Raw genomic sequence first — 26,300 nt, 5'->3', positions numbered from 1 at the left:
TTTAACACCCGAGGCCTTTGTTCGTTTCTACCCGCCCGCTTTGTTGCAACGCCAGTAGCCCATCAGGTTGAGTGACTCCTTGGCAATGCCGCATTCCTTGATCAAGTATTTGCGCAGACTCATCACCGCAACCGTTTCCCCGGCGATCCAGCCGTAGAAGCCACCACGGGCAGCCTCGGACGTTTCCCAGAGCATGTCTTCGTCGACATCGACTTCCGCCAGTTCCACCGTTTCGAATGCTTTAGCAGATGACGGCAGAATGGCCCGACAGACCGCGTCGACCATCAGCGAACCCACTCCGGTCGCGGTGGCGCGATCTCGAATCAGCCACTCCACCGAAAGCCCGGGCCAGTCAGGAACCGGCAAAGCATCGTCCACACTGTCTACTTCAAAAAACGCCTGGGTTATCGGTGGTACGGCAAGCGCTGCCAGCTCATCCAGAATGCCGAGCGCCGCGGGTAAAGCCGTGGCATCGGCGACCAGTAACAGTTGCTTGAGCTGTTGAGGCGGCTTCCACTCGAAACCTCCCGCGTCTTGCGCCGAAAACTGGCGATCAGGTGCGACGATCTGGATCGACTCACCCGCTGCTGCATGGATTGCCCAACGGGATGCAGGGCCGGTTTCGCCATGCAACACGAAGTCGATGTCCACTTCGCCTTGCTCGGCACGCAAATGCCGGATGGTGTAAGTACGCATCGCCGGGCGCTGGGCAACCGGCATCGCGCGGTAACGTGCGTACCAGCCATCGCCATGAGAGAGCTTGGCAGACGAACCGTCCACAGCCGGAAAGAATAGCTTCACGCGCTGATCCGGTGCCCAGGTCGCCATTTCGGTAACCATCGGACCGGTCAGAGTGACGCGCATCAAATGAGGACTCAGCGCCTTTTTGCGCCGCAGGACTGCGTCGAATATTTTGTAAGGGGTGGCGGAGGCCATGGGGGAACTCCTACTGGGAATCGACAGTGACTACATCTAGAAACGAGTCAATGTGGATCCCCTTTAAGGCGTTCCGTCGAAAGCTCCCTGAAAAAGACCGTTACTGGGTCACTGGATGGTCGACAACCAACAATTCGATGTTCTGTTTTTTCGCCCGGGTGAGCGCCGCGCGCACTTCTGTCTGTTTGGCCTCGGCCTCGGCTTTCGAACTGAATGGCCCGAGCAGAATCCGGGTTTTTCCATTTTCCTTGACGATATTGGAAACGAAACTGTGCTCAATCAACCAGCCGCTCAAATCGCTGACCGCCTGAGGCGTTTCGCCTCGAACTTCGAGATCCCATTGTGGTGCGGATACCACCGAGGCTGTAGTCGCAGCTGTCGGCTGCGGCTTTTGCGCCTCAATACTCTTGCCCTCACCGCATCCCGCCAGCGCCAGTACCGCGATTACCAAGACCATTTTGCGCACAACGCGTCCCTCAGAATGCTTAAAGCGGCGATTTTAGCATCCATGATTACTTCCCGAGTGCCGCAAAATGGGCTCAAAACAACGAGAATGATGGTTGCGGCCTCTGTATAGTTACGCCTTGGGAATTAATGCAGCATCTGCGCGTCAGAAAGAGGCACCCAAACCGTGAGACTTCGCACTAATCTATACATACCACCGACCTCTGCACTGTCCGAATCAGGTGCCCTACAAAGCAATCAAGGAGAAGACCATGCTGATACTCACCCGCAAAGTCGGTGAAAGCATAAATATTGGTGATGACATTACGATCACCATTCTGGGCGTTAGCGGCCAGCAAGTCAGAATTGGCATCAATGCCCCGAAAGACGTTGCGGTTCATCGCGAAGAAATCTATCAGCGCATTCAGGCTGGCCTCACCGCTCCAGACAAACCGCAGACTCCCTGAATCCTGTTGCAGTCAGTAGCCAGCCCGTTCGTTACAGCGCAATGGCTGGCTAAAGATTCATGCTCGGCATTTTGCTGAGCACTCGCCTCCTCCCCCATTACGTGAAGCCGATGCTACCGGCTTCGGCCACGCCGTGGCTGTCAGATTATTCGCTTTAACCCCGACGAATCACGCCGTTATTAGCCGAAGGTCACACCGCGCGCCATGCCGGTGGCCGCAATCACCATCAACAACAGCGCTTCGATATGGCTGATGCGTGCAAACAGCCTGGCTCGGCCCTGGTCAATCGAAGCGCCCCTGCCCAAGGCGATCCGCCACTTGATCAAGGTGATCATTGGTGCCACTTCAAGCAGCAGAATGATCACGAACAGCGTCATCTTCAGATGGAACAACGGCTGATGAAGGTAATAGTCGGTGCCTTTTTCGTACCCACCGAAGGCCCGCATCAAACCTGTGACCAGCAAAATACCCGCACAGATGCCCCATACGTTATCGGCAACCAGCACACTGCGAACCTGCGCCGTACCGACGGCCAGGCGGCTTAACGCCGTCCCTCGGGTGAGCACCGCCCAGAGGCCCAAGGCAACAGCCAAGAGGTGGATCGCCGCAAGAAACCAGTGAGACAGCATAGGAACGCTCCTGACAGGGGTAAGGAAATGGGCTTGTCAGTAGTAGTCCAAAATCTGGAAATCTGCCTGCTGGCCGCGACATGACTGGCGAACAGCCACCTATCTCCCTATCATGCCGCCCACTGGCCCTTGCGTAAGGAGCCAGAGGATAAACATTCAAAAGGGAATAGACGTGAAAGAGTTCGTAATTGGCGTAAACAACGTAGTTCTGTACGTCGCACTGGCCGTTATCTGGATCGCCGCAGTGGTCATGATCTTCGTTCAGGGCTTCTGGTCCGGGGCTGGCGTTTTCATTACCGGCACCCTGACGTGGTGCATCATCTCCGGCTTCTGGTTTGTACAGTCGGCGACTTATGAAGAACTGAAGAAGTTGAACGCCAGGTAAGATTGGTTTTAGTTGGTTGGTGTCCTGCCACGCAGGTCCGACGTTGTTGAGATGAACCACGCCAGTAGTGATTCATGCTCTTCATGCAACATTTGTAACGAGGGGGCAATCCCCTCGTTACAGTGCCTGGCGACTACCCGGGATTGTGGTTATTCCGCACGCGATTGACCGCCAACTCACCCATCATGATCACCTGTTGCACACCAGCATCGTCTTGCGCTGTTGGCCTTCCTGGCCACATCCCAAAATTGACTGACGCACCTAAACCTCCCATCGAGAAAGTGTTCAACATCCCCCGGAAACCTTATCGACAACGCTACAGCGCAGAATGTCAAAGATTCGGTTAACCGCCTTAAACATGCCTCACCACTGCTCACTGATGCGCTCAGCAAGGGCACGTTGAAGATTGTGGGGGGCGTCTATCGCCTCGCTAGCGGCAAAGTAGACTTGATTGCCTGACTTAGTAGCGCTGCACCGATGCCGAGATCCAGATGTGAAGAGCCCAGCGCGATGGCTGGGCTCTGGTTATTTTCTGTTTTCCATCATCTTGTCGGCGAGAGCTTTGGCCCTTTCAATCAACAGGTTCTGCCTGTCTTCATGAGTAGCCCCTCCTACGACCGGTGCCGTCAAATTGCTTTCCGCAATCAACGCAGCGCAGAAGTATTGATCCCAAACAGCTCTGTCCACAGATACCTGCTTGTTCATTTGGTCGGCGATCATATGCGGCTCCTTTTGATGAGGTAGCACCGCTATCTTACGCCTGAATCACTGGCAATCCGTGCCGCTGAAGCTAATCGGCAAACCGGGTGATCATTGACCAGCCCGAGGGGAGCCTGTCACCGCCGTCTCTCGCTAGCCGATGGCCAGCGCATTCAGTCGTCTCTATCGTCACGATCACGATCACGACCGTGATTGCGTTCATACCCCTGATCATTGTCACGACGATCATATCTGCGGTCATACCCTCGATCATCGTCATAACCTCGGTCGTATCCACGACGGTAATCATGACCTCGATCACGATCTCGACCGTACCTTTCTCCGTCGTCCCAGTGAGGCCCGCAGCCTCCCAGCAGGAGAGAGCCCGAAATGGCCATGAACATTATTACTGCACGCTTCATTTGAACGTCCTGAATGCAAAGGTCAGCGATATGATAGTGAGGCCGCTCAATGATTCACTGGTCAGATACAGCGAAGTCCAGAAGGCCGTAGCGCAAAAAATGGTGGACATAGGCGAGGAGATGCCAGGGCCGATGACCCCGGCTAGCACTGCCAAGCTGAGGGGGAAGCTTGACGCGGAGTGCAAGCCGCTAATAAAGGCTGCGTGGTGCGAAGTCTATGAAGATCCAACTGCTTGTGAGGCGTAATGCCTTGGCGGTATCAATATAGGCATCCATCATCGAGTTCGGCCCAGAGTCAGGCTTTTCGTATCTGCCCTGTCACACCTTCGTCACACCCACCCTGCACAATGCAACCAGCCAAAAGGATTTGGCCCCATCTACAGAGAGCCCGGCCAAGTGCCGGGTTTTTTCGTTCCAGCGACATCCTTTTCACGAAGCACTCACAGAACGCAGCGCAGATTGAGCAGACAAAAGGATTTGACCCCATACAGAGAGCCCGCCATGCGCGGGCTTTTTGTTGTCAGCCATTCCAGCTGCAAAGCTCCCCACTCCCTCGAATGGTTTACATGAAGGTGAAAGCCGATTTGAGGTGGTTCGTTTTTCCAAATTGTTTCCAACGTTTTTCCAAACGCAGCCCAACAAAAAAGGGCCCACCTTTCGGTGAGCCCTTCTAGACCGCCCAGCAGAGCGGATTTTGTTTGGTAGGCGCGATTGGACTCGAACCAACGACCCCCACCATGTCAAGGTGGTGCTCTAACCAACTGAGCTACGTGCCTGCTGTGAGGCGGCATTCTACGGAATTCCGGAGGGGTGTCAACACCTTTTTTCGAGCTAACCCTATGAATATGCAAAATATTTAATTTCGCCGCTGCAAAGAAGATTTTGCGGTGGCTGGCGGTCGATTTTTATCTCGGGTAGGATCGATGCACTCGTAAAATATATTAAACAGAGGCTGCAGGATGGCGAACACCCCCTACCCGGAATCCTATTACGCCGCATCGGCCAATGCGGTTCCGCCGCGCCCGGCCTTGCAGGATGACGTAGAGACTGATGTCTGTGTAATCGGTGCCGGTTACACCGGTCTGTCCTCTGCCCTGTTTCTGCTGGAAAACGGTTTCCGGGTCACGGTACTTGAAGCGGCGAAGGTAGGTTTTGGTGCGTCGGGGCGTAACGGTGGCCAGATCGTTAACAGTTATAGCCGCGACATCGATGTGATCGAGCGCAGTGTCGGTCCCAAGCAGGCTCAGTTGCTGGGGCAGATGGCGTTCGAAGGTGGGCGGATCATTCGTGAGCGGGTTGCCAAATATAATATCCAGTGCGACTTGAAGGACGGTGGCGTATTCGCCGCCATTACCGCCAAGCAGATGGGCCATCTGGAATCCCAGAAGCGTCTGTGGGAGCGGTTCGGTCATACACAACTTGAGTTTCTGGACCAAAAGCGCATCCGTGAAGTGGTGGCTTGCGATCAATATGTCGGTGGCATGCTCGACATGAGTGGCGGGCATATTCATCCGCTGAACCTGGCGCTCGGGGAAGCGGCGGCCGTGGAGTCGTTGGGCGGCACTATTTATGAACAGTCGCCAGCGGTGCGCATCGAGCGCGGTGCGAATCCGGTGGTGCATACGCCACAGGGTAAGGTCCGGGCCAAGTTCATCATCGTCGCGGGCAATGCCTACCTCGGCAATCTGGTGCCGGAACTGGCGGCCAAGTCGATGCCGTGCGGAACTCAGGTGATCACCACCGAACCGCTGGGCGATGCGCTAGCCAAGAGTCTGTTGCCGCAGGACTACTGCGTTGAAGACTGCAATTACCTGCTCGACTACTACCGCCTGACCGGGGACAAGCGTTTGGTCTTCGGCGGTGGCGTGGTGTATGGCGCGCGGGACCCGGCGAATATCGAGGCGATCATTCGGCCGAAGATGCTCAAGGCTTTCCCGCAACTGAAAGACGTGAAGATTGATTACGCCTGGACCGGAAATTTCCTGCTTACACTGTCGCGTCTTCCGCAGGTCGGGCGGCTGGGCGACAACATTTACTACTCCCAGGGTTGCAGCGGCCACGGCGTGACTTACACGCACCTGGCGGGCAAGGTGCTGGCCGAAGCGTTGCGTGGTCAGGCTGAGCGTTTTGATGCGTTTGCGGATTTGCCGCACTACCCGTTTCCGGGTGGACAACTGCTGCGCACGCCGTTTGCGGCGTTGGGTGCCTGGTATTACGGATTGCGGGATAAGTTCGGGTACTGACAGACACCACAAATCCTGTGGGAGCAAGCCGCTCCCACAGGGGGATGGCGTTAGAGTCGATCCCGCGGGATGCCGCTGCGGATGCGCAGGATGTCGGCGAGTACGGCCAGGGCAATTTCTGCTGGCGTCTTGCTGCCCAGGTTCAGGCCAATCGGCGCATGAATCCGCGCCAACTCCACATCCCCCAACCCGCCAATCCTGCGCAACCGCTCAAAGCGTTTTTGCGACGTCTGCATCGAGCCCATCACGCCGATATAAAACGCATCGGTGCGCACGGCTTCCATCATCGCCAAATCATCAATCCGCGGATCGTGGGTCAACGCCACCACCGCCGTGTCGCTGTGACAGCCGCCGTCGGCGATGAACACCGATGGCAGTTGGCGGCGAATCTCGACGTTGTTGAGCACCATGCCTTCCAGCACTTCATCGCGGGGATCGCACAGGATCACCTCGAACCCCAAACCCACGGCAAACTCCGCGCAGGCCTGGGCGACACTGGAATACCCCGCCAGCAGCAACCGCTGAGCCGCGCCGATCCGCACGCGTACCCGGTCGATCTCACGCTCGATGCGCGCCCCCTGCTCGCTGTCTGCGAACACATTGCGCGCACCGCTGGCCAGATCAACTTCACGGATCAGCCGACGCTGACCCAGCAACGCCGACTCCAGTTCCCGCAGATGCGCCTGAACCTCACAATCAGGTTCAAGCTTCTCCACCAGCACATCGAGCACACCGCCACAGGGCAGGCTCACTCGGGAGCGCGGGTCATCACCTTCGCCATAACGGACAACGTTGACGGCCTCAGAGAATGCACCCTCGGCGACGCGTTCCAGGAAATCTTCCTCAACACAGCCACCGGACAGCGAACCGATCCATTGTCCATCAGCGTTCACAGCCAGCAGCGACCCCGGCGCACGCGGTGCCGAGCCGTAAGTGGCGAGCACCGTGCACAACCACACCCGCTGACCAGCCGCCGACCATTCCAGCGCCCGGCGCACAACCTGCAGATCGAGATGCTGCATGTCAGTGCGCCTTGTGCTCGGCGGTCGGAGCATCCGCTTGCAGCTTCTGCACATCGCTGACCGCCAGCTCACTCGCCTGACCACCCCAACCCTGACGCAGATAGTTGAGCAGATCGGTCAGTTGCTCGTGACTGAGCTTGTCGGCAAAGCCCGGCATCTGTTGCATGCGTTCGAACCCGGCGAATTTCTGCTCGCCGATGCCGTCCTCGATCACCCGCAGCAAGTTACGCGGATCGTCCAGACGCAACGTGGTGTTGCCGCGCATGGCCACTGCGATGTGCGGCTTGCCCTCGCCATTTGGCGCGTGGCAACCGGCGCAAACGTTCAGGTAATCCTGACGACCGCGCTGGGCGCTTGGTCTCATGTTGTCCAGGGGCACTTCGGTCAGCACCTTCGCTGCGGGCGGTTGATCGCCGAGCAGGTAAGTGGCCATCGCCGCCAGGTCCGGGTCGTTGAGGCCTTGGGTGCTGTTGTGGAACACCGGAAACATCTCGTTGAACATCGTGCCTTGGGCGCTCATGCCGTGCTTGAGGAACGAGCTCAGGTCCTGATGATTCCAGCCCCGCGCCGCCAGGTCATTGGCCAGCAAGCTTGGTGCCAGATAGCCATTGAGCAGGCCACCGGTCAGGCGTTTGTCCTGCTGCATCGCGCCGGGCAGACCGCGCGGGGTATGGCACTCGCCGCAGTGACCGAGCACTTCGACCATGTATTGGCCACGCTTGAAGTCTTCGCTTTTGCCCTCGGTGGGCGCGAGTTGCACGTCCTTGCCGTAGAGCATGTTCCAGCCCATCAGGCCCAGGCGTACGTTGAACGGAAAGCTCAGGCTGGTGACCGGCGCTGCGCGTTCAATCGGCTCGACAGTTCTCAGATAGGCATGAATCGCGTCCGAATCTGCACGAGGCATCAGGTGATACGAGGTGTAGGGCATCGCCGGGTACAGGTTCGCGCCATCCCGGCGCTTGCCTTTGGTGAGCGCGGCGAAGAACTCGTCATCGCTATACAGACCGATGCCGTGCTCTTTGCTCGGAGTGATGTTGGTGCCGTAGATCGTGCCGAACGGCGAGACGATCGGCAGGCCGCCGGCGAAAGGCGCGCCGCCCGGCGCAGTGTGGCAGGCCATGCAGTCAGCGGCGCGGGCAAGGTATTCGCCGCGTTTGATCTGATTATCCGCGTGAGCCAGCAACACCGGCGCAACCAGACCAACCGCCAACGCCAGGCGGGAAAGTAGATGCTTCATGCTTAACCCTCCTTGACCAGACCGAGGTCGGTCAGCACGTTGCGCGTCGCGCTGTAGTAGCGCACGTAGCCGGTGCAGCGGCAGATGTGGTGACCGAGGCTGTCCTCTATAACTTTTTCCAGCTGACTTTTAACAATCGGCTGACGCTGAAGTTTTTCCACCAACACGGTCGCGGCATTCACGAAGCCCGGCGCGCAATAGCTGCACTGGAAAGCGAATTCATCGACGAAACGCTGCTGGATCGGGTTCAGCGCGGTGACCTTGCCCTGCTCATCTCGGGTCGCATGGCCTTCGATGGTCCGCACTTTTTTACCTTCGAAGTAATGTGCGCCGGTGATGCAGGTGCGCACTTCTTCGCTGGTGCCGTCCGGGTTATCGACGATCACCACACAGGCATGGCAGATACCCTGGCCGCAGCCGAGGCGCGAGCCGGTAAGGTTTTTGTATTCGTGCAGGTAGTCGATCATCGGCAGGTCATCAGGGATGTCCACCGGGCCGACGGATTGACTGTTGAGGGTCAGCTGAAGCGGACGGTTAGCCATTGAGGGCCTCCTTGATGCGGGCAGAAGTGATAGGCAGGTCGCGAACGCGCTTACCGATAGCGTGGGCCACGGCGTTGCCGATCGCACCGACCACCGGGATCATCACCACTTCGGCGATGCCCTTCGATGGATCGCTCGGCGACAACGGCGGCAGGATCTCCGCCGTCTGTTTCCAGACCGCAACGTGTCGCGCCATCGGCAAGCGGTATCGGTTGAAGTTCCAGTCACCCTCCCCCGGCCCACCTTCGTACAGCGGCATCTCTTCCATCAACGCATGGCCGATGCCCATGGCGATCCCGCCTTCGAGCTGACCTTTGACCAGTTCTTCCACCAGCACCCGACCGCACTCGACCCACGAGTGATGGTTGAGCACTTGTACTTCGGCGGAGCCCTTGTTCACTTTCAATTCCACCAGCGTCGCGACCGGGCTGTAGTAAGTCACCGCCGCGTTGTTCAACTGGGTGTCCGGGTAGTGCACGTTCTGGCGATCCAGCAGATGGAAACCGGCGCTGGTCATCTGCGCCTTCTTCGCGTTTGGCGCACCGTCGCCGTACTTCACGGCCAAGCCATCCAGCGGCAGGCGTTCACGCACGCCGTCGATGCTGAAATCGGCCTCGGCCCAGCTCCACCGGTTGAAACCGTGCACGGTGGCGCCGGTCACCAGCCCCTTTTCGTGGGCGTGTTTGGCCAGCTGTTCGAAGCTCAGCGGTTGCATGCCGTTGGCGGTGAGTTTGCCGTCGACCCAATGCGCGTCCTCGCGGCGCACCACGTAAGGGTTGGCCTGGCCGCCGTAAGGCCCCTGGCCCCATATCTGCAACGCCGCCGGCCACAAGCCGTGGTTGAACAGCACGCGGGACGCTTCACGAGTGGCATGGCTGAAGTAGTAGGCGGAGTTCGTCGCCGACGAGGCCGAGGCCAATTTGCCGACCCAGCGCGGGTTGCGCAGGAAACCGTCCTGTTCAGCCTGGCTCATGATGTACGGGTTGCCGCCGGTGATCAGTTGCAGCTCTTTCCATTCGGTTTCGCCGGTTTTCACTTCGGTGGCCGGGATACCGATGAAATCCGCCACCACCAGGGCTTGGGAGGTGGACATGCCGGTGCCGATTTCGATGCCGATATGGCGCAGGGTCACGTAGCCCTCGGCGGTGAATTCGATGCTGGCCATCGGCGCTTCGGAACCGGTGCCGAAGTCTTTCTGGCAGATCGCAAAACCGACGCCGTACCAGTGATCCGGGTCCTGCGCTTCGCGTTGTTTTTTGATCGCGTCGCGGTTTTTCCAGACCTCGTGAACGGCCGCCTTGTCGAGAATCTCGTGCAGACGCAACGCACCCGCCGGCACCGCGCCCTGGGTGTTTTTCATGCCCGAGAGCATGGCGTTTTTCTTGCGCAGAGCAATGGCGTCGATGCCCAGGCGATCGGCAATTTCATCCACCATCATCTCGGTGGAAGCCATGCTTTGCAGCGTACCGTAACCACGCATCGACCCGGCCTCAACGGCGCGGGAATGATAGGCCGTGACCTGCAAATCGTTCTGCGGCATGTAGTAGATCGACTGCGCCGCCGTGGCACCAACCGCCGCCACCGACGGGCTGTAGTTGATCCGCCCGCCGCCGTCGACGCTCATCTCGGCGCGGAAAATTTTGAAGCTGTGATCGGTCTTGTCCACCGCCAGTTGGTAGCGGATGTCGAACGAGTGACGCTTGATGCCGCTCTGGAATTGCTCGTAGCGGTCGTTGGCCAGACGCACCGGCACGCCGGCGCCGTACAGCGCGGCCAACGCTGCGTAGTAGACGAAAATGTTGTGGTCTTTGGAACCGTAACCGACGGTGTAGCCGGGGTGCATGTTCAGGTTGGCCAGGCCGAAACGCGACGGCGCGATCATCTTCGCGGTTTCGGTGGCGGCTTCCAGTGGGCACTGGGTGGCGACGACAAAGTGCAGGGTCTTGGTCGCCGGGTCGTACCAGCCGTTGCCGTTGTCCGGCTCCATCGCAGCGGGTTCGATTGACGGGGTTTTGTAGCGCTCGTCGAACACCAGCCAGTTGTCTGGCGGGCTGTCGATTTGCTGCTTCATCCGGTCGGCGTAAAACAGGCCGCGCTCGGTCAGGTTGCCGTGCAGGTCCGGCTGGGAATTCCACACCGGACGACGGTTTTTCAGCATCGGGAACAGGATCGAATCCTTGAGGCTGGCGAATTCGTCTTCGTCCGCCGAGGTCGCGCCGCCGACGCGCACGTAGCGGAAGCTGCCGTAGGGATCGCCTTCGTAGTAAGGCACCTGGGCGCCGTAGCGGATTGCTTTGTCATTGAATTTGAGTTTGGCCTTGGCCTGGCGGAAACGCTCGAAGTCGTTCCAGATCAGGATCGCCACCGGATGACCGATGAACATCGGCACTTTGCCTTCGGGCAGCAACAGGTCAGGCGCGTGCTCTTCCGGGAAGACGATGCCGTCCTTGTCCAGATCGGCGGCGGTAACGATGCGATCGGGCTGCAAGTCGGCACCGAGCCACGACAGGTCGTAACCCGCATAGATGCGGTCAGCCTTGGTGATTTTCAGCAACATGGCGTGGCCCTGCTGCTGGGGCCAGCCCGGCATGTCCTTGGCACGGATGTCGCGGGCAAAGACTTTGCTGCCGCAGACCTTGGACAAGGCATCGTTACGCGAGCGCGCCTTGCCGTTGTTGCCGAGCCATTGCTCGGACGGCACGGTCACGCTGTTTTCCATCAAGGCTGCCAGCGCCTGGCTGCTGAGCGGTGTAAGCGTGACGCTCACACCCGCCACCAGCCCGCCCTGTAGGAACGAGCGCCGGGATATATCACGGTTGGACATGGATCATCCTCTGGGCGGTTATGGGTCCGCCCTTCTGGTTATGTTCTGGGAATCTCGAGTCTTGCGGAAGCCCTTATCGACGGAGCAAAGGGCTGTGTTGACAGTGTAAAGCTGACCGAAAGGTTAACTTTATAGTTTTTTGCGCTTGCCGCAAACAACCCGTTACAAAAATCTGCCCGAAGAATCAAAGCATTGCCGCTTTGCGCTGCAACAAATCGATGAGCAGATGACGCAGTTTCAGGTCAGGCGGGCGTCGAGTCTCTGCAGGAATTCCGCGCGGCGCCGTTCGTCGGCTTCTTCTTTGGCCAGTAACTCAGACAGCAGCTCGGCCGCACGCCGGACATCGAGGATGTAGACACCGTCATCATCACCAATGGCCAGGTCCCCCGGCTGCACCTGAATCCCGCCCACATTGATCGACCGATTGACCTCCCCACGGGCGCCAATACCGCGAGTCGTGTAGGCGCTGACGTCCCGGCAAAAGATCGGTAACCCATGACGACGTAATGCGCTGACATCCGTGACCGCACCCGACACCACCACCCCGGCCAACCCTTTGATCAGCCCGGCGAGGGTGCGCAGTTCGCCCCAACAGCCACACTCCTCGTCGTCCACACATTCGATCACCAGCACGTCGCCCGGCTCACTCAGCAACAGCGCTTCACGCAAAATGCTGCCATCCGGCGGGAAGACTTTGACGGTGACTACAGTGCCGACCATGCGGATGTTGTTGAACAGCGGCTTGATCCCCCGCAGGAAACCCCGATCGGAAAAGTGGCCGATGGTTGACGAAGGGATCGACCGGTAGGCGTTGAGCAACTCCGGGTCGACGAGCTGCTGGCGAGGGTTGATCTGATAACTCATCGGCATTTCCCCGGACGCAGCAGTGGGCAGGTCGAACAATATTCAGCGGGCTCAGTAGCAAGGTAATAGAAGCAGCAGGTTCGCCGAAAGCGAATGCTGCGCTGCCCCTCGTCGAGCAGCGTCGGCGGACGACGGAAGTGACTCAGCGGGTTGTAATCGAGGCCGAACAGCGCAGGTTCTGCCTGAGTCAGCAACCACCTGAAGTCGGCTTCATAGCGCTCGCGTACCGACGGCTCGTCGATTTTTGCCATGCGTTTTTCATACAACGAATACACGCGCACTGCGGAGTTTTCCCACAAGATGCGCCGTGAAACGCCACTCACACGGTTGAAGGTTTGCCACAGCGGCTTCAACAGCCCGGCAAACAGTGACTGCACCAAGGTTTCCCGCCAGGCCTCGCGCTCACCTGCCCCGTACGTCAGCGGCAGGGAATGAGCCAGCGGCATTGAAGACGTCCACAGTCCGTCATCATGACCGTACTCGATCACCGTATTGTCCAGCGACAGCAGCAGTCCTTTGTCGTACACCGACATGGCGTACAAACAGGCGCCGGTGGCCAGGAACGACAGGCGCTTGCCCAGCAGCGAGGCGGTGATCGCCCGCGACGGTGAGCCAATGACCGGGCTCAATGCGTCCAGCAAACGCTCGCACACATCTTCCTGCAACAGGTCACGCGCCATCAGCGAGCGTAATGGATCACGCTCGGCGCAGTCCTTCAACCGCAACCCACCGCCCAACACGCTCCACTCTTGCGCGGTGAAGTGGCGAGCCAGACTCATTGCGGCAATTCCCGACCAAACGGAATGCACATCGGCGTACCAAAGAACGGGTCAGGAATAATCCTGCAGTTGAGGTCGAACACGGTTTTGACCAGCGCCTGAGTCAAGACGTCCTCAGGCCGGCCCTGGGCAAATGCCGTACGCTCATGCACCGCAACCATATGATCAGCATAACGACAGGCCAGGTTGAGATCGTGAAGCACCATGATGATGGTTTTGTTTTCGAGCCGGTTGAGGTCGCGCAGCAGGTCCAGCACTTCAATCTGGTGAGCCAGGTCGAGGAAGGTCGTCGGCTCGTCCAGCAGCACAATGCCGGTGTCCTGGGCCAGGGTCATGGCGATCCACGCACGCTGGCGCTGCCCACCGGACAAGGCATCCACCGGCCGATCCGCCAGCGCCTGCAAACTGGTTTGCGTCAGCGCGCGATTGACCATGGTTTCATCCTCGGCCGACCACTGCTGCATCCAGCTCTGATAAGGGTATCGGCCCAGGGCCACGAGCTGGCGAACGGTAATACCCTCCGGCGCCGTCGGTGTCTGAGGCAGGATGGCCAACTCACGCGCCACCGCCGCCGTGGATTTTTGCTGGATATCCACGCCGTTGAGAATCACCGAGCCTTGCTGCGGTTTCAGCAGTCGGGCAAAGGATTTGAGCAAGGTACTTTTACCGCAGCCATTACTGCCAATCAGCACCGAGATCTTGCCCTTGGGCAGTTGCATGTCCAGCGCGTCAATAATCACCTGGCGCTGATAACTCAGGGTCAGGCCGCGACTTGCAATCGACGTCATACGTTGAATTCCTTAATGACGCTGTTTAATCAGTAAATAGAGAAAAAAGGGTGTGCCCAGCACCGCGACAAAGATCCCCGCCGGCAAATCCAGGGGCAAGAACAGCGTGCGCCCGACCAGGTCCGCCAGCATCACCAGATTTGCGCCAATCAGGGCCGCCATCACGGCCTGCCCAGCGAAACCAGGGGCCACCAGGCGTTTGGCAATATGCGGAGCAATCAGCCCGACAAACGCGATCGCCCCACCCCAGGCAATGGCCGCACCGGCCAACGCCACACTCACCAGCAGCAAACCGGCCCGCAGCCATTGCACGCGCACGCCGATGCCCTGGGCCAGGTTTTCATCCAACTGTTGCACCATCACCTGACGGGCCAGCAGCACCAGCAGCGGACAAATGCCCAACAACCAGCTCGCAAGCGCCAACGGTTCAGGCCAACTGGCGCCGTACACGCTGCCGGTCAGCCAAACGTAGGCCGACAGAGTGGTGGTCAGCGGACTGAACACCAGAATGAAGGTGGTCGCGGCCGTCAACATCGCCGAGACGCCCACGCCGATCAGCACCAGTCGCAGCGGTGAGGTCCCCTGCTTCCAGGCCAGCAGATAAATGGCCAATGTTGCCAGAGCCGCACCGAGCATTGCGGCCAGGGGCAGAAACTGTTGGCCCAGCGTCGCGGACAAGAACGACAGGTAAAGCACGGCGGCGGCGCTGGCGCCGCTGGTGATGCCGAGCAGGTCCGGCGATGCCAGCGGGTTGCGGATGATGCTTTGCAGGATCAACCCGGACACCGACAACGCAGCGCCAACCAGCGCCGCCAACACAATGCGTGGAAAACGCAGTTGCTCGACGATCAACGTCAGGCTGGCGTCCTGACTGGAAAACAGGATTCGCATCACCTCGAGGGGCGAGAGGATGACTTTCCCCAGCGACAACGAGCCGAGCATCACCAGCACCGTCAGCAACAGCGCCGCCGCCAACCGCAACCACGTGGAAAGGTTGACCCTCCGGGAATACCCGCCTCGGCGCCAGGTCACCACCCTATCCATAACGACCTCCACGCCGGGCCAACATGATGAAAAATGGTGCGCCGAACAGCGCCGTCATCACCCCCACCGGCACCTCCTGAGGCAGGATCAAAACCCGCGACAACGTATCCGCCAACAGCAGGAGAATCGCACCAAGCAGCGCACAACCTGGCAGCAACCAGCGATGGTCGATGGACAACCCCTTGCGCACCATGTGCGGCACCAAAAGACCGATAAAACCAATGCTGCCGGCCAACGCCACCGCGCTTCCCGCGAGACAGATCACCAGCACGCTCATCAGCAGCCGGATCAGGCCGGTTCGCTGCCCCAGCCCCGTGGCAATCTCTTCCCCGGCGTTCAGCACGTTGACCTGCCCGGCCAGCAACAGCGCCCCCGACAACCCGAACACATCAGTCAGCAACAAGGGAGCGGCGCTCGACAGGTTGCGTTCGGACAACGAGCCGGCCAGCCAGAACAGCACCGTGTCCAATCCATCCTGATTCACCACCAGCAGCGCCTGGCTGAAGGCGGAGAACAACGCGGCGATCGCCGCGCCCGCCAGCACGATGCGCAGTGGACTGAGACTGCCTTGCCCCATGTTGCCGATCAGCCACACCAGACAACCCGCCACGGCAGCGCCAATGAACGCCGACCATAACCAGGCATCCGGGGATGACAGCGAGAAGATCGAGGAAAACAGGATGATAAAAAAGGTCGCACCAGCATTGATCCCGAACAGTCCGGGTGACGCCAACGGATTGCGGGTCAGTGCCTGCATCAGGGCACCCGCGACCGCCAGACTGGCGCCTACGGAAATCGCCATCAGGGTGCGCGACAGGCGCGTGGTGGTCACCAGTACATGACTGACACTCAACAGGTCGGGATGGACAAACGCCGCGGCAATCTGTGGCAGTGAAATCCAGGTGGCACCGACCGCCAGGCTCAACACGCAGCACAGCAGCAACACGACACCCGCGCTGCACAGTTTTACTCCCGGGCTCATGAGGCCACCTGCGCGGCGGCCACGCGGGCCACGTCGTCGAGCATCAGGTTCGCCCCCAACATCCCGCCCGACAGACTCCACGCGACGCCATCGACCTGCCACACCTGTCCTTGCTGCGGGGCACGCATCTGCTTCCACAGCGGGTGTTGCACCAGACTCTCGTAGTTGCGCTGCACCGCCGCGTTCTGCGCGCGCAGGAACACAAAAAAGATGTCGGCATTCACCACGGCAAGGCTTTCCTTGCTGGTGAGTTTGATCGACACCCCGCTCGCCTCCCGGCTGGTGTCGCTCCAGTTGAATCCCAGTTCGGTGAGCACCGAGCCCGGGAAACTCGCTGGCAGGTAACTGCGGATGTGGTCTTCGCGGATATCCAGAATCGACACCGTGGGTGGCCAGCGTCCGGCAAATGTCTGCTGCAGTTGCTCACACAGATGTGCCACGCGCTGCTGCCATCGGTTCAGAATCTCGTCGGCCCTTTGTTGCTGGTGTAAAGCGGCCCCCATCAGCGCCAGGGTCTTTTTGAATTCAAACACTTCCTCCAGCATCAGCACCGGGGCGATCTGCTTGAGTAACGGTGCAATGCGTTTGTGGCGAAAGCGCGAGGCAACAATCAAGTCCGGCTTGAGCAGCGCGATGTCTTCAAGGCTGGGCTGAGTCTCCAGCCCGACATGGGGCACCTGGTCCAGTGCCGTGCGCAAATAGCGGTAGGTCGGTTTTTCGCTCCAGGAATCAACCACGCCACACGGTGTCACGCCCAACACCACGGCGCTGTCGGTGGCGCCCTGAAACAGGGTGATCACCCGCAACGGCGCGGCGTCGGCCTCGGCCCACGCCGGCGTGGACAACCTGAGGGCGAGCGCGCCCAGGGACAGACGCAACAGCGTGCGCCTGCAGGGATGTCGTCGCGGTTCAGGCATTCCGATCGAGCCTGTGAAACGGATTGACCACCTGCCCTTTGCCAAACGGCATGCTGCCAGGGCCACCCGCGCGTTCGATCATTGGGGTGAGCAGCAATTTCTGCGGCCAATGTGGCGCTTCGAACAACTGGTGCTTGATCATGATCCGCGCCTCGGCGTCAAACTCGATGGTGTCGATCAACTCGTTGAGCACTTCGCCCATCGCCGTCCACAACTGGGTCGCCGGCAATGCGTAGACCTCAGCCAGCGTATCGATGATGGCGCGGAAGTTGACCTGAATACCCAGGGTCTGCAACCAGAACAGCAGGTCTTCAGGGCGAGTGTGGTACAGCGTATTGGCGTGCCCCTTCTTCAACCGGTAAGCCGGGTCGGCCAGGCCGTTGCGTTCCAGCCACGGCACGAAGATGCGCAACGAATCGTGATCGCGCAACAGCAAGCCCTGCGCGTAACCGGCCTTCCACACCAACACCGCGTTCTGCCCGTGAATTTCCCCCAGCATGCCGATGCGGAACATCCGCAGGTTGATATCGAAGAAACTGTGGCACAGCTCGCGGAACAGGGTCATCACCGACGCAGCGTTGGTCGGCAGTTCGCGGTAGGCCATCCAGTCATCGAAGAAGTGCTGATTGCTGCCCGGCAACGGCGTGCCGAGGGCAGCCATGGGCACCAGTCGGGTGTCCGGATCTTCCAGCAACTTGGGTGGATAGCCGCGAACCATGGCCGACAGATGCCGTGGTGCTTCGTCGAACAGTGTCGCGTCCGGCGGCATGAATGCCCACCATTTGGTTTCATCGCACAGGTACAGGGATTGTTGCAGCGTTTCATCCTTGCCCAGTGCCTGGCGCAGCAGCGCTTCGCTCAAGCCGCCGTTGATCATTTTCACCGCCGGCAGGTAACGCGAGGCACCCAGCGAATAGATCGCCATCGGCAACTTGAGGTAATCGGCGCTGTTGAAGCACGGGGTCATCGAGCGCAACGACGAGGTGGCGAAAAAATCACCGTCGGTGAAGTCCAGGCGATGGCAGTCACCCTTGGCGAAAGCGTCGCCGAGTTGCGCCTCAAGCACGTGCTCGAACTGCCACGGGTGCACCGGCAGCGCGATGTGGCTCTGGGCAATGCCCCGCTGCTGTAGCTCTTGTTGCAAGTTGGCCTGCAACAGCGGCGGCAACAGGTATTGAGCGGGATAACTCTGCGCCAGGTCCGTCACACCGTCGCCGCATTGCAGCAACGTGCGATCGACCGCGACCCAATTGAGCGCCACCGGACGGGCAAATTCCGCCTGATACTGCTGATATTCCGTTTCGCTCAAACCCTGCTTGGCTTTGGCCAGCGGGTGGTAGGGACGATCACGCAGCGAAGCCCACTGCTCCATCGCCAGGAAAAAGTCCGCGTTGCTTTTTTCCAGCAAGCGTTCGCTGTCGACCCGATGGGCCAGGGACAACTCGGTTTGCCGGACGCTGGTGCGCAGCACATCCAGAAACAGGGCGAAGCCTTTTTCATTGTCCGGGTAGCGATCGGTCATCCCTGCCAACACCTGGGTCGTGAAGGCCTCGGGTGACAGCGCGGTCAGTTGGTCATTCTGTCGCGCCCAAACCGGCGTGCCCGGTACTTTCTCCCATTGCTGGGTAATGCCGGGTCGCAGGGCAATGACGATGCAACCCTGCGGCTCAGTGGGCCATTCCCAGATCCGTTGCCCGGCGCTCAACCCGGTAAACGGCTGATCGGCCGATGACGACGGCGCCACCAGATTCAGCGGCTCGGTACCGAAAAAATGTTCGGCCAGCAAACAATCGACCAGATCCTGCATCACCTTGTCGGCGGCCATTGTGGTGAAGTTCATCCGATTATTTTCCTTCTGCTGAAGTGGCGGCCAATTTGGCCTGGAGGGCACGAAAAGCGATGCCACGCTCGTCACCCAAAACAAAACTTTTAACGCCCCGGCTCAACCACCGTTCGTGGTCGCCCGGCTGACGTGGAATCGCGCAATACGGCACGCCCGCGGCGCTGGCTGCCTGCCAACTGGCGAGCAGCGCTTGCTGCACCTCGGGCCGGTCGATCTGCCAGGGCATGCCCATCGATTGCGACAAGTCGGCGGCCCCTTCGAGGATCATGTCGAGGCCGGGCACGGCGGCAATTTCCGCCGCCCGACGCACCCCTTCGGCACTTTCGATCATCGCCACGACCATGATTTGCTCGTTGGCCAGCGCGATGTACTCCGCCAGGCTGTGTTTGCCAAAGGCACCGGGGCGACCGGCATTCAGGCTGCGGGTACCCTGCGGGTGGTATTTGCAGGCTCGAATGCTTTCGGCCAAAGGCTCGGGGCCTTCGATCATCGGCAAGACAATGCCCTGGGCGCCGCCATCGAGCAGGCGCAGCAGGGTTTTCGGGTTGAGGTCCGCCACCCGCACCAGCGGAGTCAGCGCGTAACTCTCGGCGGTGCGGATCATGTTCTCCACGGTCTCGGGATTGATCAGCACGTGTTCCATATCGATGATCACGAAATCGAAACCGGCCTCGGCAATCAATTCGATGGCCGCAGGTGACGGAATCGAGCTGATCAGGCCGTAGACCGGCTCACCTGTTCTGAGCTTCTGCTTGAGCAGATTGGTCCTCAGCATGATTGCGGCCGGAAGGCGTGCAGCGGATTGGGAACCGATTTGAAACGACGTTCACCGTCGCCCAGCAGGCGGCGCTTGGTCAGCTCCTCCACTTCATAGAACGGCGCGAAAACATCAAACGCTGCGTAACGCGAACGGTGTTGCGGATGTTCGGCCTGGTAGGCGGTGATCACCTCAGCGGTCATTTTCCAGAACAGAGCCTCTTCCAGTTGATAGTGCTGATGCAGGAAGATCGCCATCTCGGCCAGGGCGATGAAAAAGAACGAATCACAGGAAAAATCCCGGACCGCATCCAGGTCGTCGGTGAGGATGAACGAGTTGCGGTTAAGCTTGGCGTGGCTGGCGGGCAGCGGCACCAGGGTCGGGCACAGATCGGGGCGCCCCAGGTGCTGCGGTGAATAGCGCACGCCGTCGTGGAAGTCTTTCAGGGCAATACGTTGCGGCCAGCCCTGCTTCACGATCAGGACGATGTTCTGCCCATGGGATTCCATGCCGATGCCTTCGGCGTACAGCATATGAATGATCGGCGACACCGCAACCTGCAACAGTTGACGGGTCCAGGCGTGCAGCCCGTATTGAGTGATCCAGGCGTCTATGAACGGGGTCTGCTCACCCGATCCGTAGCGATTGTCCACGGAACTCAAACCATTGAACGGCACCGCTTGCTCGTCGTCTTGCAGGTACTGGTGAATGCTCTCGCGCCAAAGGGTGCCCATCGTGCCGTAGGCCTGGGACATCCGCGTGGCGGGCAGGTGATCGTAGTCAAAGCTGACGCCGACCACTTCGCCGAGAATCACAAAGCCAAGGTCACGGGCAGTGCTGTCGCTGCCGATCAACTGCTGCAACCAGTCGGTGATGATCGGGCCGTTCATCACCGTATGCCGGGCCAGAATTCGCGTGCTGGAGGTGTTGGTCATGCTCAGTGCGAGCTTGACGTAAGGCCGCTTTTTCTCAGTGACGTTGGCCAGGGTGCGGATCGACTGTTGCGCCTGATAACGGTCATCCGTAGTGCCCAGATAGATCACTTCACCGCTGACCAGTTCTGGGTAGAACACGGGAACGATGATGTTTTCCCACTGCCACGGGTGCACCGGCATCAGCCAGTAATCGCCCATCGCCTTGCCTTGGTCGGTGAGGTTCTCAGCGAGTTGCTGCCAGCGTTGAAGCCCGAATTCCTGCTGGATAAATCCGTCGTAATCCAGGTGCTGCGAGATGTTCATTGCCCCGCAAGTTTTCGCAACCGCCAACCAGACAATGGCGATGGGCGCGGCAAATTCCGGTCCGTAACTGGCGTTGTTCTTGAGCGAGAAACCGATGCGCGATTTATAGCAAGGGTGATAGCTGTGGGCGTCCATGAAGTGCTGTTCCAGCGCATCGACATCCAGTTGATGTGGCGGCTTGACCGCTTGATAACCCTGACTGCGCGATTGCAGATCCTTGAGCAGGGTCTGCTCCAGTTCATGGGTGAAGCGTGGCAGGTGCGGGCTGTCCTGAAGTTCGCTCAGTAGCTCCGCCAATGCTTGATGAAGATGCGGCCGACTGCGTGCGCCCAACGCGCCAACGCGTTCGAGACTGGCATAGTCGAGGCGAATCAGCTCGAAGCTGGCGCTGAGCAATCCGCTGCAGTGGTACTCCACCGGTTGTTGCTGCGCATCGAAGCCGCTGACGACAAAACGGTGCTGGCCGCCATCGAGCGGCGAATGGTGATACGGCAGGACGTTTTCATACAGCAGCGTTTGCAGCAGTTGGCCCACCACGCGCTGTTCCACTTGCTGATAGTGGCGCGGATCAGCCGTCGCCAGCCAGACGCCTGGCGCAGAATCCGCAGCCTGATGTGTTGCCTGTGAAGAAGTCGCCATAGTCATAACCTTGTCCGTGAAAGAATTAACGGTGTTCGAGGGCTGAGGGCAGTGCCTCGGCCGGCTCGTTGGATGCGTGAACGGGAAAACGCCAGGCACAGGGCAATGCCAGCAGGATGAGGATGCCGGTGGCCAAGAAGACCTCGCTGATCGCCCCTGGGGTCGCCACCGAAACAATGCCGCCCGCCGAATCGGCGGCCAGGCGAAACTCGAGCCAGAGCGAGGCAATCACGATGGCCAGTGACGAGACGAGACGACGGGAAATGTTATTCATTGCCGCGCCCTGGGTGACCATCGGTTCAGGCAGCGCATCGAGCCCGGCGGTGGTGATGGGGATATAGGACAGGCCCAGCCCGGCGCCGCGGACCATCATCAGAAAAAACACCACACCGATTGAAGCGCCAGCCCCCAGCATGCCCAATCCCAGGGTGGCGCCCCCGGTCAGTAGCAGCCCCCAGAGCACCACCCCGCGAGGGCCGTGTCGGTCCAGCCACTTACCGCCGAGATGCCCGAACAGGCTGGCGAACATCGCCGTGCACAGCAGGGACAGGCCGGTCCAGATAGCGCTGTAGCCCATCACCACTTGCACCAGCAGCGGCAGCAGCACCAGGCATTCGAACATGCCGACCGACTGCACCACCGCGATGATCACGCTCAAGCGATAACCGCGCAGGGTAAAGATGCGCAGGTTGAGCAGCGGCGCGGCCCGGTTCAGTTCCAGTCGTACAAACGCAACCAGACACAGAATGGCCGCCAGCAGCATGCCAAGGTTGAGCGGATCAGTGAGGGCTTCGGCATGGCGCAGACGGCCAACGGCAATCATCAACAGACCGATACCCGTCGCGATCAGCAAGTAACCCGCCAGGTCGAAAGGTTTGCGTTCCGATGCTTCAGAAGCCGGCAAAACGCCGATGCCCAGGATCAGCGCCAGCAGGCCAATCGGCACATTCATCAGGAACAGCGAACGCCAACTGAACCACTCCAGCATCAGGCTCCCGCACAAGGGCCCCAATGCCGGCGCCAGCATGACCGCCGCGCCCCACAGGCCGGTAACCCTGCCCCGCTCGCCCTTGGCGTACACCGAAAAAATGATCGCCAGCGACAGCGGAATCATCAGCCCGCTGGCGATCCCTTGCACCACGCGCGCGGCAATCACCAGCGCGATGGAGTTGGCCAGCGCTCCCAGCAGCGAACCGCAGACAAACAACGCCACGCCCCACAAATACAGGGATTTGCGCCCCACCCGCTGGCTGAGAAAACTGGTGAGTGGCATGGTCATGCCCATGCTCACCATGAACGCAGCAACAATCCAGGTGGCCAACAGCGGACCGATCTGAAAGGCCTCCATGAATGCCGGCAACGCCGGATTCAGCGAGCTGTTGTTCAGGCTGACCGTCAGCGTGCCCAACAACACATTGACCACCACCAACCAGCGCGGCACGGCAAACGTCAATCCCACGGGGCGACTCCGGCTTCTTGCACAAACACCTGCGGCGGTCGCGGATGACAGAGGAAATCGGCGTGGGAGATGTTGTAGCCATAGGCACCGGCCAGGGGCAGCACCAGCATGTCGCCGATCTCCACCCCGGTGAGCGGGCAATCTCGGCTCAGCACATCCTTGGGCGTGCAGAGCTGCCCCACGACGGTCCAGTTCTGTTGTGTCGCCGTTGGCGTTACGCGATGCCGGGGCAGATGAATGATCGGGTGATCATGTCCCTGGGCAACCGGCAAACGGAACTGATGGGTACCGCCCCGACAGACCAGGAAGTGCTTGCCGTGACTGGTTTTCTTGTCCAGCACTTCAATGGCGTAGTAGCCGCAGAAGGCGCTGATGAAACGACCGGGCTCAAAACGCACGATGGGCGCATCGGCACAGGCTGCCAGGCTTTGCCCCAAATGCGTACACAAGCGCTGCCAATCGAATTGCTGCGGCCCAAGGTAATTAACGCCGATGCCACCGCCCACATTGAGGTGAGTGATCGCCGCAGGATCGGCCGACAACGCCTTCCATTGCGGCCAGCGCTGCAGGTACAGATCGAGCAATTGTTCATGGCGCTCCACCAGCGACTGATGGGACATCGCATGCACATGGAAACCCTTGAGCCGCAGGTGGCTGGCGTTATCGACCCAACTGACCGCCTGAGCCAGTTCCGACTCATCAATCCCGAACGGTGTGGCCGTGCCGGCCATCGCCAGTTTGCTGGAGAGCGGCGAAGGCAGTTCGGGGTTGATCCGCAGCAAGACGTCTTGCACATGCCCCGCTTCCAGTGCCAGCCGTTGCAGGCGGACGATTTCATTCAGGCTTTCGATATGAATCGCTTCGACCTGATGTTGCAGCGCCGAACGCAGATCGGAGTCCAGTTTGCCGGGGCCGGAGAAGATGAACGGCTTGCGCGTCGAGCAGACCCGGAGACGATCGATCTCGCCGCCGGAGGAAATCTCGAACCCGTGCACCAACGGCGCGATGGCGGCGAGGATCTGCGGTTCACTGTTGGCCTTGATCGCGTAATAAAGCTCCACGCCTTCAGGCAGCGCCGCCATCACCTGCGTCACGTGCTGTTTCAGCGCGTCCAGGTCATAGATGAACAGCGCCAGTGGGTCTTCGTGTTTTAGGCGGGCTTCGTCGATGGCGGCCAATACCGTTTCGGGCAGCTTATCCATGCTTGGCCTCCTTGCCCCACGGGGACACCAGACTGACGTAGCTGGCCTGGCGATCGGCCTTGGCGGCCAGACGGACTTTCAGGTTGGTTTTGCAGGCAATCGGCTGACCGGCGATCAGCGCATCCAACTCCGGCGCAGCGCGGGTCAATTCGGCGCGGATGCTGATCAATTGCTGCTCCACCCGTTGCCACATCAGCGGCGCCAGGTGCGGACGCTCCCAGCTCAGGGCCAGCACAGCCTCGGACAAGTTGTTGACGAACAGGCAATAGACGATGCGATTCCAGCCTTGCTGGCGGGAATAAAGCAGCGACTCACGCACCCGTGGATGAACATCTGCGTCGATCCGGTAAGCACCCAGTTCGTCGGTCAGTTTGACCCCTTCGAAATCCCGCAGGAGCAAGCGTTGTGGACGACCGTTGTCATGCACCAGTACGCTGTTCTGCAAGTGCGGTTCCATGACGATGCCGTGGTTGAAGAACAGCGCCAGCACCGGCCGTAGCAGCAGCGCCTGATAGTCGTCGAACCAGCTCAACAGCTGTTGATCGTCGATGTCATTGCCGTTGAACCGGCTCAGGAACTCATGCACCAAGGGCGGTAAATGCAGGCCACGAGCGAACAACGTACCGGCCATGATGCTGCAGTCGGTGCCGGTGTCGAGGCAGAAGTTCTCCCGCAGGATCGCCCCGGTCTGTTCGCGGAACCAGTGGTTATCGGCTTCGCTGGCCTGTTGCGGCGCCCAGCTCAAATTGCCCGGCTCGGCCACCACCGAGAGCCCGCCAAGGGTTTCGGGTCGGGTCAGTTGGAGGTTACGAAAGACTCGGTCGATCATCAGTGCGCTTTCCAGTTCGTACCAGGCGTTTTTCCTGACGCAGTTGGTGATGCGCACGTTCAGCGAGCCCTTGATGAAGAACTCATGGCCCTCGATGTACCAGGTTCGGATGGACGCCGTGGGGTTGGCCATCAGCCCTGTGGCGCCAAGATCGACGATGGCCGCGGATTTCAACAAACGCTGAACCCGGCCATCCTGCATGAACAGCTGAGCCTGAACCGGGTGCATGCAGATAACCGCGTGCCCCGGCCGCGCCTGCGCTTGATCGGCAAAACCGGCCAGCACTTGGGCTTTGCTCAGGCCGTTGGCCCCGACGCTCAATCCTTCCAGCGGCACCTCGAACAGGTGCAACGGCGTGCGGGCCTGGAACTCCGGGGCATAGGTTTCCTGGGCCAGATGAGCGGGCCACAGGCGCGCCTTGGGTGCCGGGTGGTTCGGATGACCGAACCACAAACCCTGCTCGCTGGCGAGGTAACCGCTGAGCGGTGCCGGGTGCTGGCCGTCCATGTTGTGGCCGACGATGGCCGCGGTCAGCAACTGGCTTTGCAACACCTGATCCAGCAACTCGTCGTTGCTGGCGCGGGTCATGTGTTCGCACGCCGTGAGCAACTGCTCGACGAACTCGGTAAACCTCAGGCACGACCAGTCGCCCTCGCCACGCCGGGCATAAACGTCCGACAGGTAACGGTGACTGCCGAGACCATCACGGCGGTCCACCATTACAAAGAACTGCTGCTGGTTGGGCAGCTTGATGGTCAGCGGAATGCCCTTCCATTCCAGGCCCTCGAGGTAACTGCCCGGGGCGATACCTTGCATCTGCGTCGGCCAACTGTAACTGAGGCAGTTTTCCGGCAAGGCAAACTCTTTGATCAAACAATTAAGCAACGCACGCGTCGTCGCCAACTCACTGACCATATTCGATAAAACACTGCGATCTGGATGATTCATGGGTGCTCCACAGTAGCCCGCGAGGCCACTGGACACGTTATATGGCGAAAAAATTAGTTGCTGATCGACCTGTTTAACAGCCGACGAAACCCCACGTAACGACATCACTTCACTGAAACTTTTTTAAACAATCAGACGACCATCAAAGTTACTTACAGCAA

24 protein-coding genes, 1 tRNA gene and 1 pseudogene are annotated in these 26,300 nt (G+C 59.8%); 4 read left to right on the top strand and 22 right to left on the bottom strand.

The window, feature by feature from the left end:
- Positions 1-27: 27 nt before the first annotated feature.
- Both CUN63_RS24000 and CUN63_RS23995 read right to left on the bottom strand, forming a co-directional pair.
- Positions 28-936: a siderophore-interacting protein gene (locus CUN63_RS24000; RefSeq protein WP_129443074.1), complete on the bottom strand. Its 909-nt coding sequence runs from the start codon at positions 934-936 to the stop codon at positions 28-30.
- A 100-nt stretch (positions 937-1,036) separates the two neighbouring features.
- Entirely contained in the window at positions 1,037-1,402 is a 366-nt protein-coding gene (locus CUN63_RS23995) for an SPOR domain-containing protein (protein WP_129443072.1), read from the bottom strand.
- A 250-nt stretch (positions 1,403-1,652) separates the two neighbouring features.
- Between CUN63_RS23995 and csrA the strand changes: the two genes are divergently transcribed.
- A complete protein-coding gene (gene csrA, locus CUN63_RS23990; RefSeq protein ID WP_007938114.1) occupies positions 1,653-1,847 on the top strand; it encodes a carbon storage regulator CsrA in 195 nt (64 codons plus the stop codon).
- Between the two features lie 179 nt (positions 1,848-2,026).
- Here the strand turns inward: csrA and CUN63_RS23985 are convergent, their stop codons facing one another.
- Positions 2,027-2,476 (bottom strand): DUF2214 family protein, encoded by a 450-nt coding sequence (locus CUN63_RS23985; RefSeq protein WP_129443070.1) that lies wholly within the window; start codon positions 2,474-2,476, stop codon positions 2,027-2,029.
- Positions 2,477-2,648: 172 nt separating this feature from the next.
- On the opposite strand from CUN63_RS23985, the gene CUN63_RS23980 reads away from it, so the two are divergent.
- Together CUN63_RS23980 and CUN63_RS23975 are read left to right on the top strand one after the other, a co-directional pair.
- Complete coding sequence (locus CUN63_RS23980; protein WP_033061943.1) at positions 2,649-2,861, top strand: hypothetical protein; 213 nt, start codon at positions 2,649-2,651, stop codon at positions 2,859-2,861.
- A 230-nt stretch (positions 2,862-3,091) separates the two neighbouring features.
- Positions 3,092-3,320, top strand: a pseudogene (locus CUN63_RS23975) (carbonic anhydrase); the annotation flags it as partial.
- Positions 3,321-3,386: 66 nt separating this feature from the next.
- Here CUN63_RS23975 and CUN63_RS23970 read toward each other — a convergent pair.
- The 3 genes from CUN63_RS23970 to CUN63_RS23960 form a co-directional block, all read right to left on the bottom strand.
- Complete coding sequence (locus CUN63_RS23970) at positions 3,387-3,581, bottom strand: hypothetical protein (RefSeq protein ID WP_129443068.1); 195 nt, start codon at positions 3,579-3,581, stop codon at positions 3,387-3,389.
- Between the two features lie 152 nt (positions 3,582-3,733).
- On the bottom strand, positions 3,734-3,982 hold the full coding sequence (locus CUN63_RS32790; RefSeq protein WP_129443066.1) for a hypothetical protein: 249 nt from the start codon (positions 3,980-3,982) through the stop codon (positions 3,734-3,736).
- A gap of 699 nt (positions 3,983-4,681) precedes the next feature.
- Positions 4,682-4,758: transfer RNA gene (locus CUN63_RS23960), tRNA-Val, on the bottom strand.
- 183 nt (positions 4,759-4,941) lie between these two features.
- Here CUN63_RS23960 and CUN63_RS23955 point away from each other — a divergent pair.
- On the top strand, positions 4,942-6,225 hold the full coding sequence (locus CUN63_RS23955) for an FAD-binding oxidoreductase (protein WP_129443064.1): 1,284 nt from the start codon (positions 4,942-4,944) through the stop codon (positions 6,223-6,225).
- Positions 6,226-6,275: 50 nt separating this feature from the next.
- On the opposite strand, the gene CUN63_RS23950 is transcribed toward CUN63_RS23955, so the two are convergent.
- From CUN63_RS23950 to CUN63_RS23875, 16 genes are all read right to left on the bottom strand, one after another.
- Positions 6,276-7,247, bottom strand: coding sequence for an XdhC family protein (locus tag CUN63_RS23950; RefSeq protein ID WP_129443062.1), 972 nt, complete (start codon positions 7,245-7,247; stop codon positions 6,276-6,278).
- A 1-nt stretch (position 7,248) separates the two neighbouring features.
- Positions 7,249-8,484, bottom strand: a complete 1,236-nt coding sequence (locus CUN63_RS23945) for a cytochrome c (RefSeq protein ID WP_129443060.1) — start codon at positions 8,482-8,484, stop codon at positions 7,249-7,251.
- Positions 8,485-8,486: 2 nt separating this feature from the next.
- A complete protein-coding gene (locus CUN63_RS23940; RefSeq protein ID WP_129443058.1) occupies positions 8,487-9,026 on the bottom strand; it encodes a (2Fe-2S)-binding protein in 540 nt (179 codons plus the stop codon).
- On the bottom strand, positions 9,019-11,850 hold the full coding sequence (locus CUN63_RS23935) for a xanthine dehydrogenase family protein molybdopterin-binding subunit (protein WP_129443056.1): 2,832 nt from the start codon (positions 11,848-11,850) through the stop codon (positions 9,019-9,021). Before CUN63_RS23935 ends, CUN63_RS23940 begins: the two co-directional genes overlap by 8 nt.
- A 237-nt stretch (positions 11,851-12,087) precedes the next feature.
- Positions 12,088-12,714, bottom strand: a complete 627-nt coding sequence (locus tag CUN63_RS23930) for an RraA family protein (protein WP_129443054.1) — start codon at positions 12,712-12,714, stop codon at positions 12,088-12,090.
- The gene (locus CUN63_RS23925; protein WP_129443052.1) at positions 12,711-13,493 is read right to left on the bottom strand and encodes an IucA/IucC family C-terminal-domain containing protein; all 783 of its coding nucleotides are present in this window, start codon (positions 13,491-13,493) and stop codon (positions 12,711-12,713) included. Before CUN63_RS23925 ends, CUN63_RS23930 begins: the two co-directional genes overlap by 4 nt.
- Positions 13,490-14,281: an ABC transporter ATP-binding protein gene (locus CUN63_RS23920; protein WP_123365512.1), complete on the bottom strand. Its 792-nt coding sequence runs from the start codon at positions 14,279-14,281 to the stop codon at positions 13,490-13,492. Before CUN63_RS23920 ends, CUN63_RS23925 begins: the two co-directional genes overlap by 4 nt.
- A 12-nt stretch (positions 14,282-14,293) precedes the next feature.
- Positions 14,294-15,325, bottom strand: a complete 1,032-nt coding sequence (locus tag CUN63_RS23915) for an iron chelate uptake ABC transporter family permease subunit (RefSeq protein ID WP_129443050.1) — start codon at positions 15,323-15,325, stop codon at positions 14,294-14,296.
- Entirely contained in the window at positions 15,318-16,307 is a 990-nt protein-coding gene (locus tag CUN63_RS23910) for an iron ABC transporter permease (protein ID WP_129443048.1), read from the bottom strand. Before CUN63_RS23910 ends, CUN63_RS23915 begins: the two co-directional genes overlap by 8 nt.
- Positions 16,304-17,224 (bottom strand): ABC transporter substrate-binding protein, encoded by a 921-nt coding sequence (locus CUN63_RS23905; RefSeq protein ID WP_129443046.1) that lies wholly within the window; start codon positions 17,222-17,224, stop codon positions 16,304-16,306. Before CUN63_RS23905 ends, CUN63_RS23910 begins: the two co-directional genes overlap by 4 nt.
- A complete protein-coding gene (locus CUN63_RS23900) occupies positions 17,217-19,064 on the bottom strand; it encodes an IucA/IucC family siderophore biosynthesis protein (RefSeq protein WP_129443044.1) in 1,848 nt (615 codons plus the stop codon). The genes CUN63_RS23905 and CUN63_RS23900 overlap by 8 nt, the downstream gene beginning before the upstream one ends.
- A gap of 4 nt (positions 19,065-19,068) precedes the next feature.
- Entirely contained in the window at positions 19,069-19,842 is a 774-nt protein-coding gene (locus CUN63_RS23895; RefSeq protein WP_165353275.1) for an HpcH/HpaI aldolase/citrate lyase family protein, read from the bottom strand.
- Positions 19,836-21,707: an IucA/IucC family siderophore biosynthesis protein gene (locus tag CUN63_RS23890; protein WP_129443040.1), complete on the bottom strand. Its 1,872-nt coding sequence runs from the start codon at positions 21,705-21,707 to the stop codon at positions 19,836-19,838. Before CUN63_RS23890 ends, CUN63_RS23895 begins: the two co-directional genes overlap by 7 nt.
- 19 nt (positions 21,708-21,726) lie before the next feature.
- Positions 21,727-23,154, bottom strand: a complete 1,428-nt coding sequence (locus CUN63_RS23885; protein ID WP_129445147.1) for a DHA2 family efflux MFS transporter permease subunit — start codon at positions 23,152-23,154, stop codon at positions 21,727-21,729.
- Positions 23,151-24,362 carry a type III PLP-dependent enzyme gene (locus tag CUN63_RS23880; protein ID WP_129443038.1) on the bottom strand — a complete coding sequence of 404 codons (1,212 nt, stop codon included), beginning with the start codon at positions 24,360-24,362 and terminating at the stop codon, positions 23,151-23,153. Before CUN63_RS23880 ends, CUN63_RS23885 begins: the two co-directional genes overlap by 4 nt.
- Positions 24,355-26,139, bottom strand: a complete 1,785-nt coding sequence (locus CUN63_RS23875) for an IucA/IucC family siderophore biosynthesis protein (RefSeq protein WP_129443036.1) — start codon at positions 26,137-26,139, stop codon at positions 24,355-24,357. Before CUN63_RS23875 ends, CUN63_RS23880 begins: the two co-directional genes overlap by 8 nt.
- Positions 26,140-26,300: the final 161 nt, after the last annotated feature.

Origin of the sequence: Pseudomonas sp. ACM7, assembly GCF_004136015.1 — a bacterium.
Lineage (GTDB): Bacteria > Pseudomonadota > Gammaproteobacteria > Pseudomonadales > Pseudomonadaceae > Aquipseudomonas > Aquipseudomonas frigoris.
The sequence above is the reverse complement of the archived record's forward strand: the minus strand, read 5'-3'. Positions and strand labels throughout refer to the sequence as shown.

What these genes read in the sequence shown, in the direction of transcription:
- CUN63_RS24000 (WP_129443074.1), bottom strand. Translation starts at nt 936, where the DNA reads ATGGCCTCCGCCACCCCTTACAAAATATTCGACGCAGTCCTGCGGCGC.
- csrA (WP_007938114.1), top strand. Translation starts at nt 1,653, where the DNA reads ATGCTGATACTCACCCGCAAAGTCGGTGAAAGCATAAATATTGGTGAT.
- CUN63_RS23985 (WP_129443070.1), bottom strand. Translation starts at nt 2,476, where the DNA reads ATGCTGTCTCACTGGTTTCTTGCGGCGATCCACCTCTTGGCTGTTGCC.
- CUN63_RS23970 (WP_129443068.1), bottom strand. Translation starts at nt 3,581, where the DNA reads ATGATCGCCGACCAAATGAACAAGCAGGTATCTGTGGACAGAGCTGTT.
- CUN63_RS32790 (WP_129443066.1), bottom strand. Translation starts at nt 3,982, where the DNA reads ATGAAGCGTGCAGTAATAATGTTCATGGCCATTTCGGGCTCTCTCCTG.
- CUN63_RS23955 (WP_129443064.1), top strand. Translation starts at nt 4,942, where the DNA reads ATGGCGAACACCCCCTACCCGGAATCCTATTACGCCGCATCGGCCAAT.
- CUN63_RS23950 (WP_129443062.1), bottom strand. Translation starts at nt 7,247, where the DNA reads ATGCAGCATCTCGATCTGCAGGTTGTGCGCCGGGCGCTGGAATGGTCG.
- CUN63_RS23945 (WP_129443060.1), bottom strand. Translation starts at nt 8,484, where the DNA reads ATGAAGCATCTACTTTCCCGCCTGGCGTTGGCGGTTGGTCTGGTTGCG.
- CUN63_RS23940 (WP_129443058.1), bottom strand. Translation starts at nt 9,026, where the DNA reads ATGGCTAACCGTCCGCTTCAGCTGACCCTCAACAGTCAATCCGTCGGC.
- CUN63_RS23935 (WP_129443056.1), bottom strand. Translation starts at nt 11,850, where the DNA reads ATGTCCAACCGTGATATATCCCGGCGCTCGTTCCTACAGGGCGGGCTG.
- CUN63_RS23930 (WP_129443054.1), bottom strand. Translation starts at nt 12,714, where the DNA reads ATGAGTTATCAGATCAACCCTCGCCAGCAGCTCGTCGACCCGGAGTTG.
- CUN63_RS23925 (WP_129443052.1), bottom strand. Translation starts at nt 13,493, where the DNA reads ATGAGTCTGGCTCGCCACTTCACCGCGCAAGAGTGGAGCGTGTTGGGC.
- CUN63_RS23920 (WP_123365512.1), bottom strand. Translation starts at nt 14,281, where the DNA reads ATGACGTCGATTGCAAGTCGCGGCCTGACCCTGAGTTATCAGCGCCAG.
- CUN63_RS23915 (WP_129443050.1), bottom strand. Translation starts at nt 15,325, where the DNA reads ATGGATAGGGTGGTGACCTGGCGCCGAGGCGGGTATTCCCGGAGGGTC.
- CUN63_RS23910 (WP_129443048.1), bottom strand. Translation starts at nt 16,307, where the DNA reads ATGAGCCCGGGAGTAAAACTGTGCAGCGCGGGTGTCGTGTTGCTGCTG.
- CUN63_RS23905 (WP_129443046.1), bottom strand. Translation starts at nt 17,224, where the DNA reads ATGCCTGAACCGCGACGACATCCCTGCAGGCGCACGCTGTTGCGTCTG.
- CUN63_RS23900 (WP_129443044.1), bottom strand. Translation starts at nt 19,064, where the DNA reads ATGAACTTCACCACAATGGCCGCCGACAAGGTGATGCAGGATCTGGTC.
- CUN63_RS23895 (WP_165353275.1), bottom strand. Translation starts at nt 19,842, where the DNA reads ATGCTGAGGACCAATCTGCTCAAGCAGAAGCTCAGAACAGGTGAGCCG.
- CUN63_RS23890 (WP_129443040.1), bottom strand. Translation starts at nt 21,707, where the DNA reads ATGACTATGGCGACTTCTTCACAGGCAACACATCAGGCTGCGGATTCT.
- CUN63_RS23880 (WP_129443038.1), bottom strand. Translation starts at nt 24,362, where the DNA reads ATGGATAAGCTGCCCGAAACGGTATTGGCCGCCATCGACGAAGCCCGC.
- CUN63_RS23875 (WP_129443036.1), bottom strand. Translation starts at nt 26,139, where the DNA reads ATGAATCATCCAGATCGCAGTGTTTTATCGAATATGGTCAGTGAGTTG.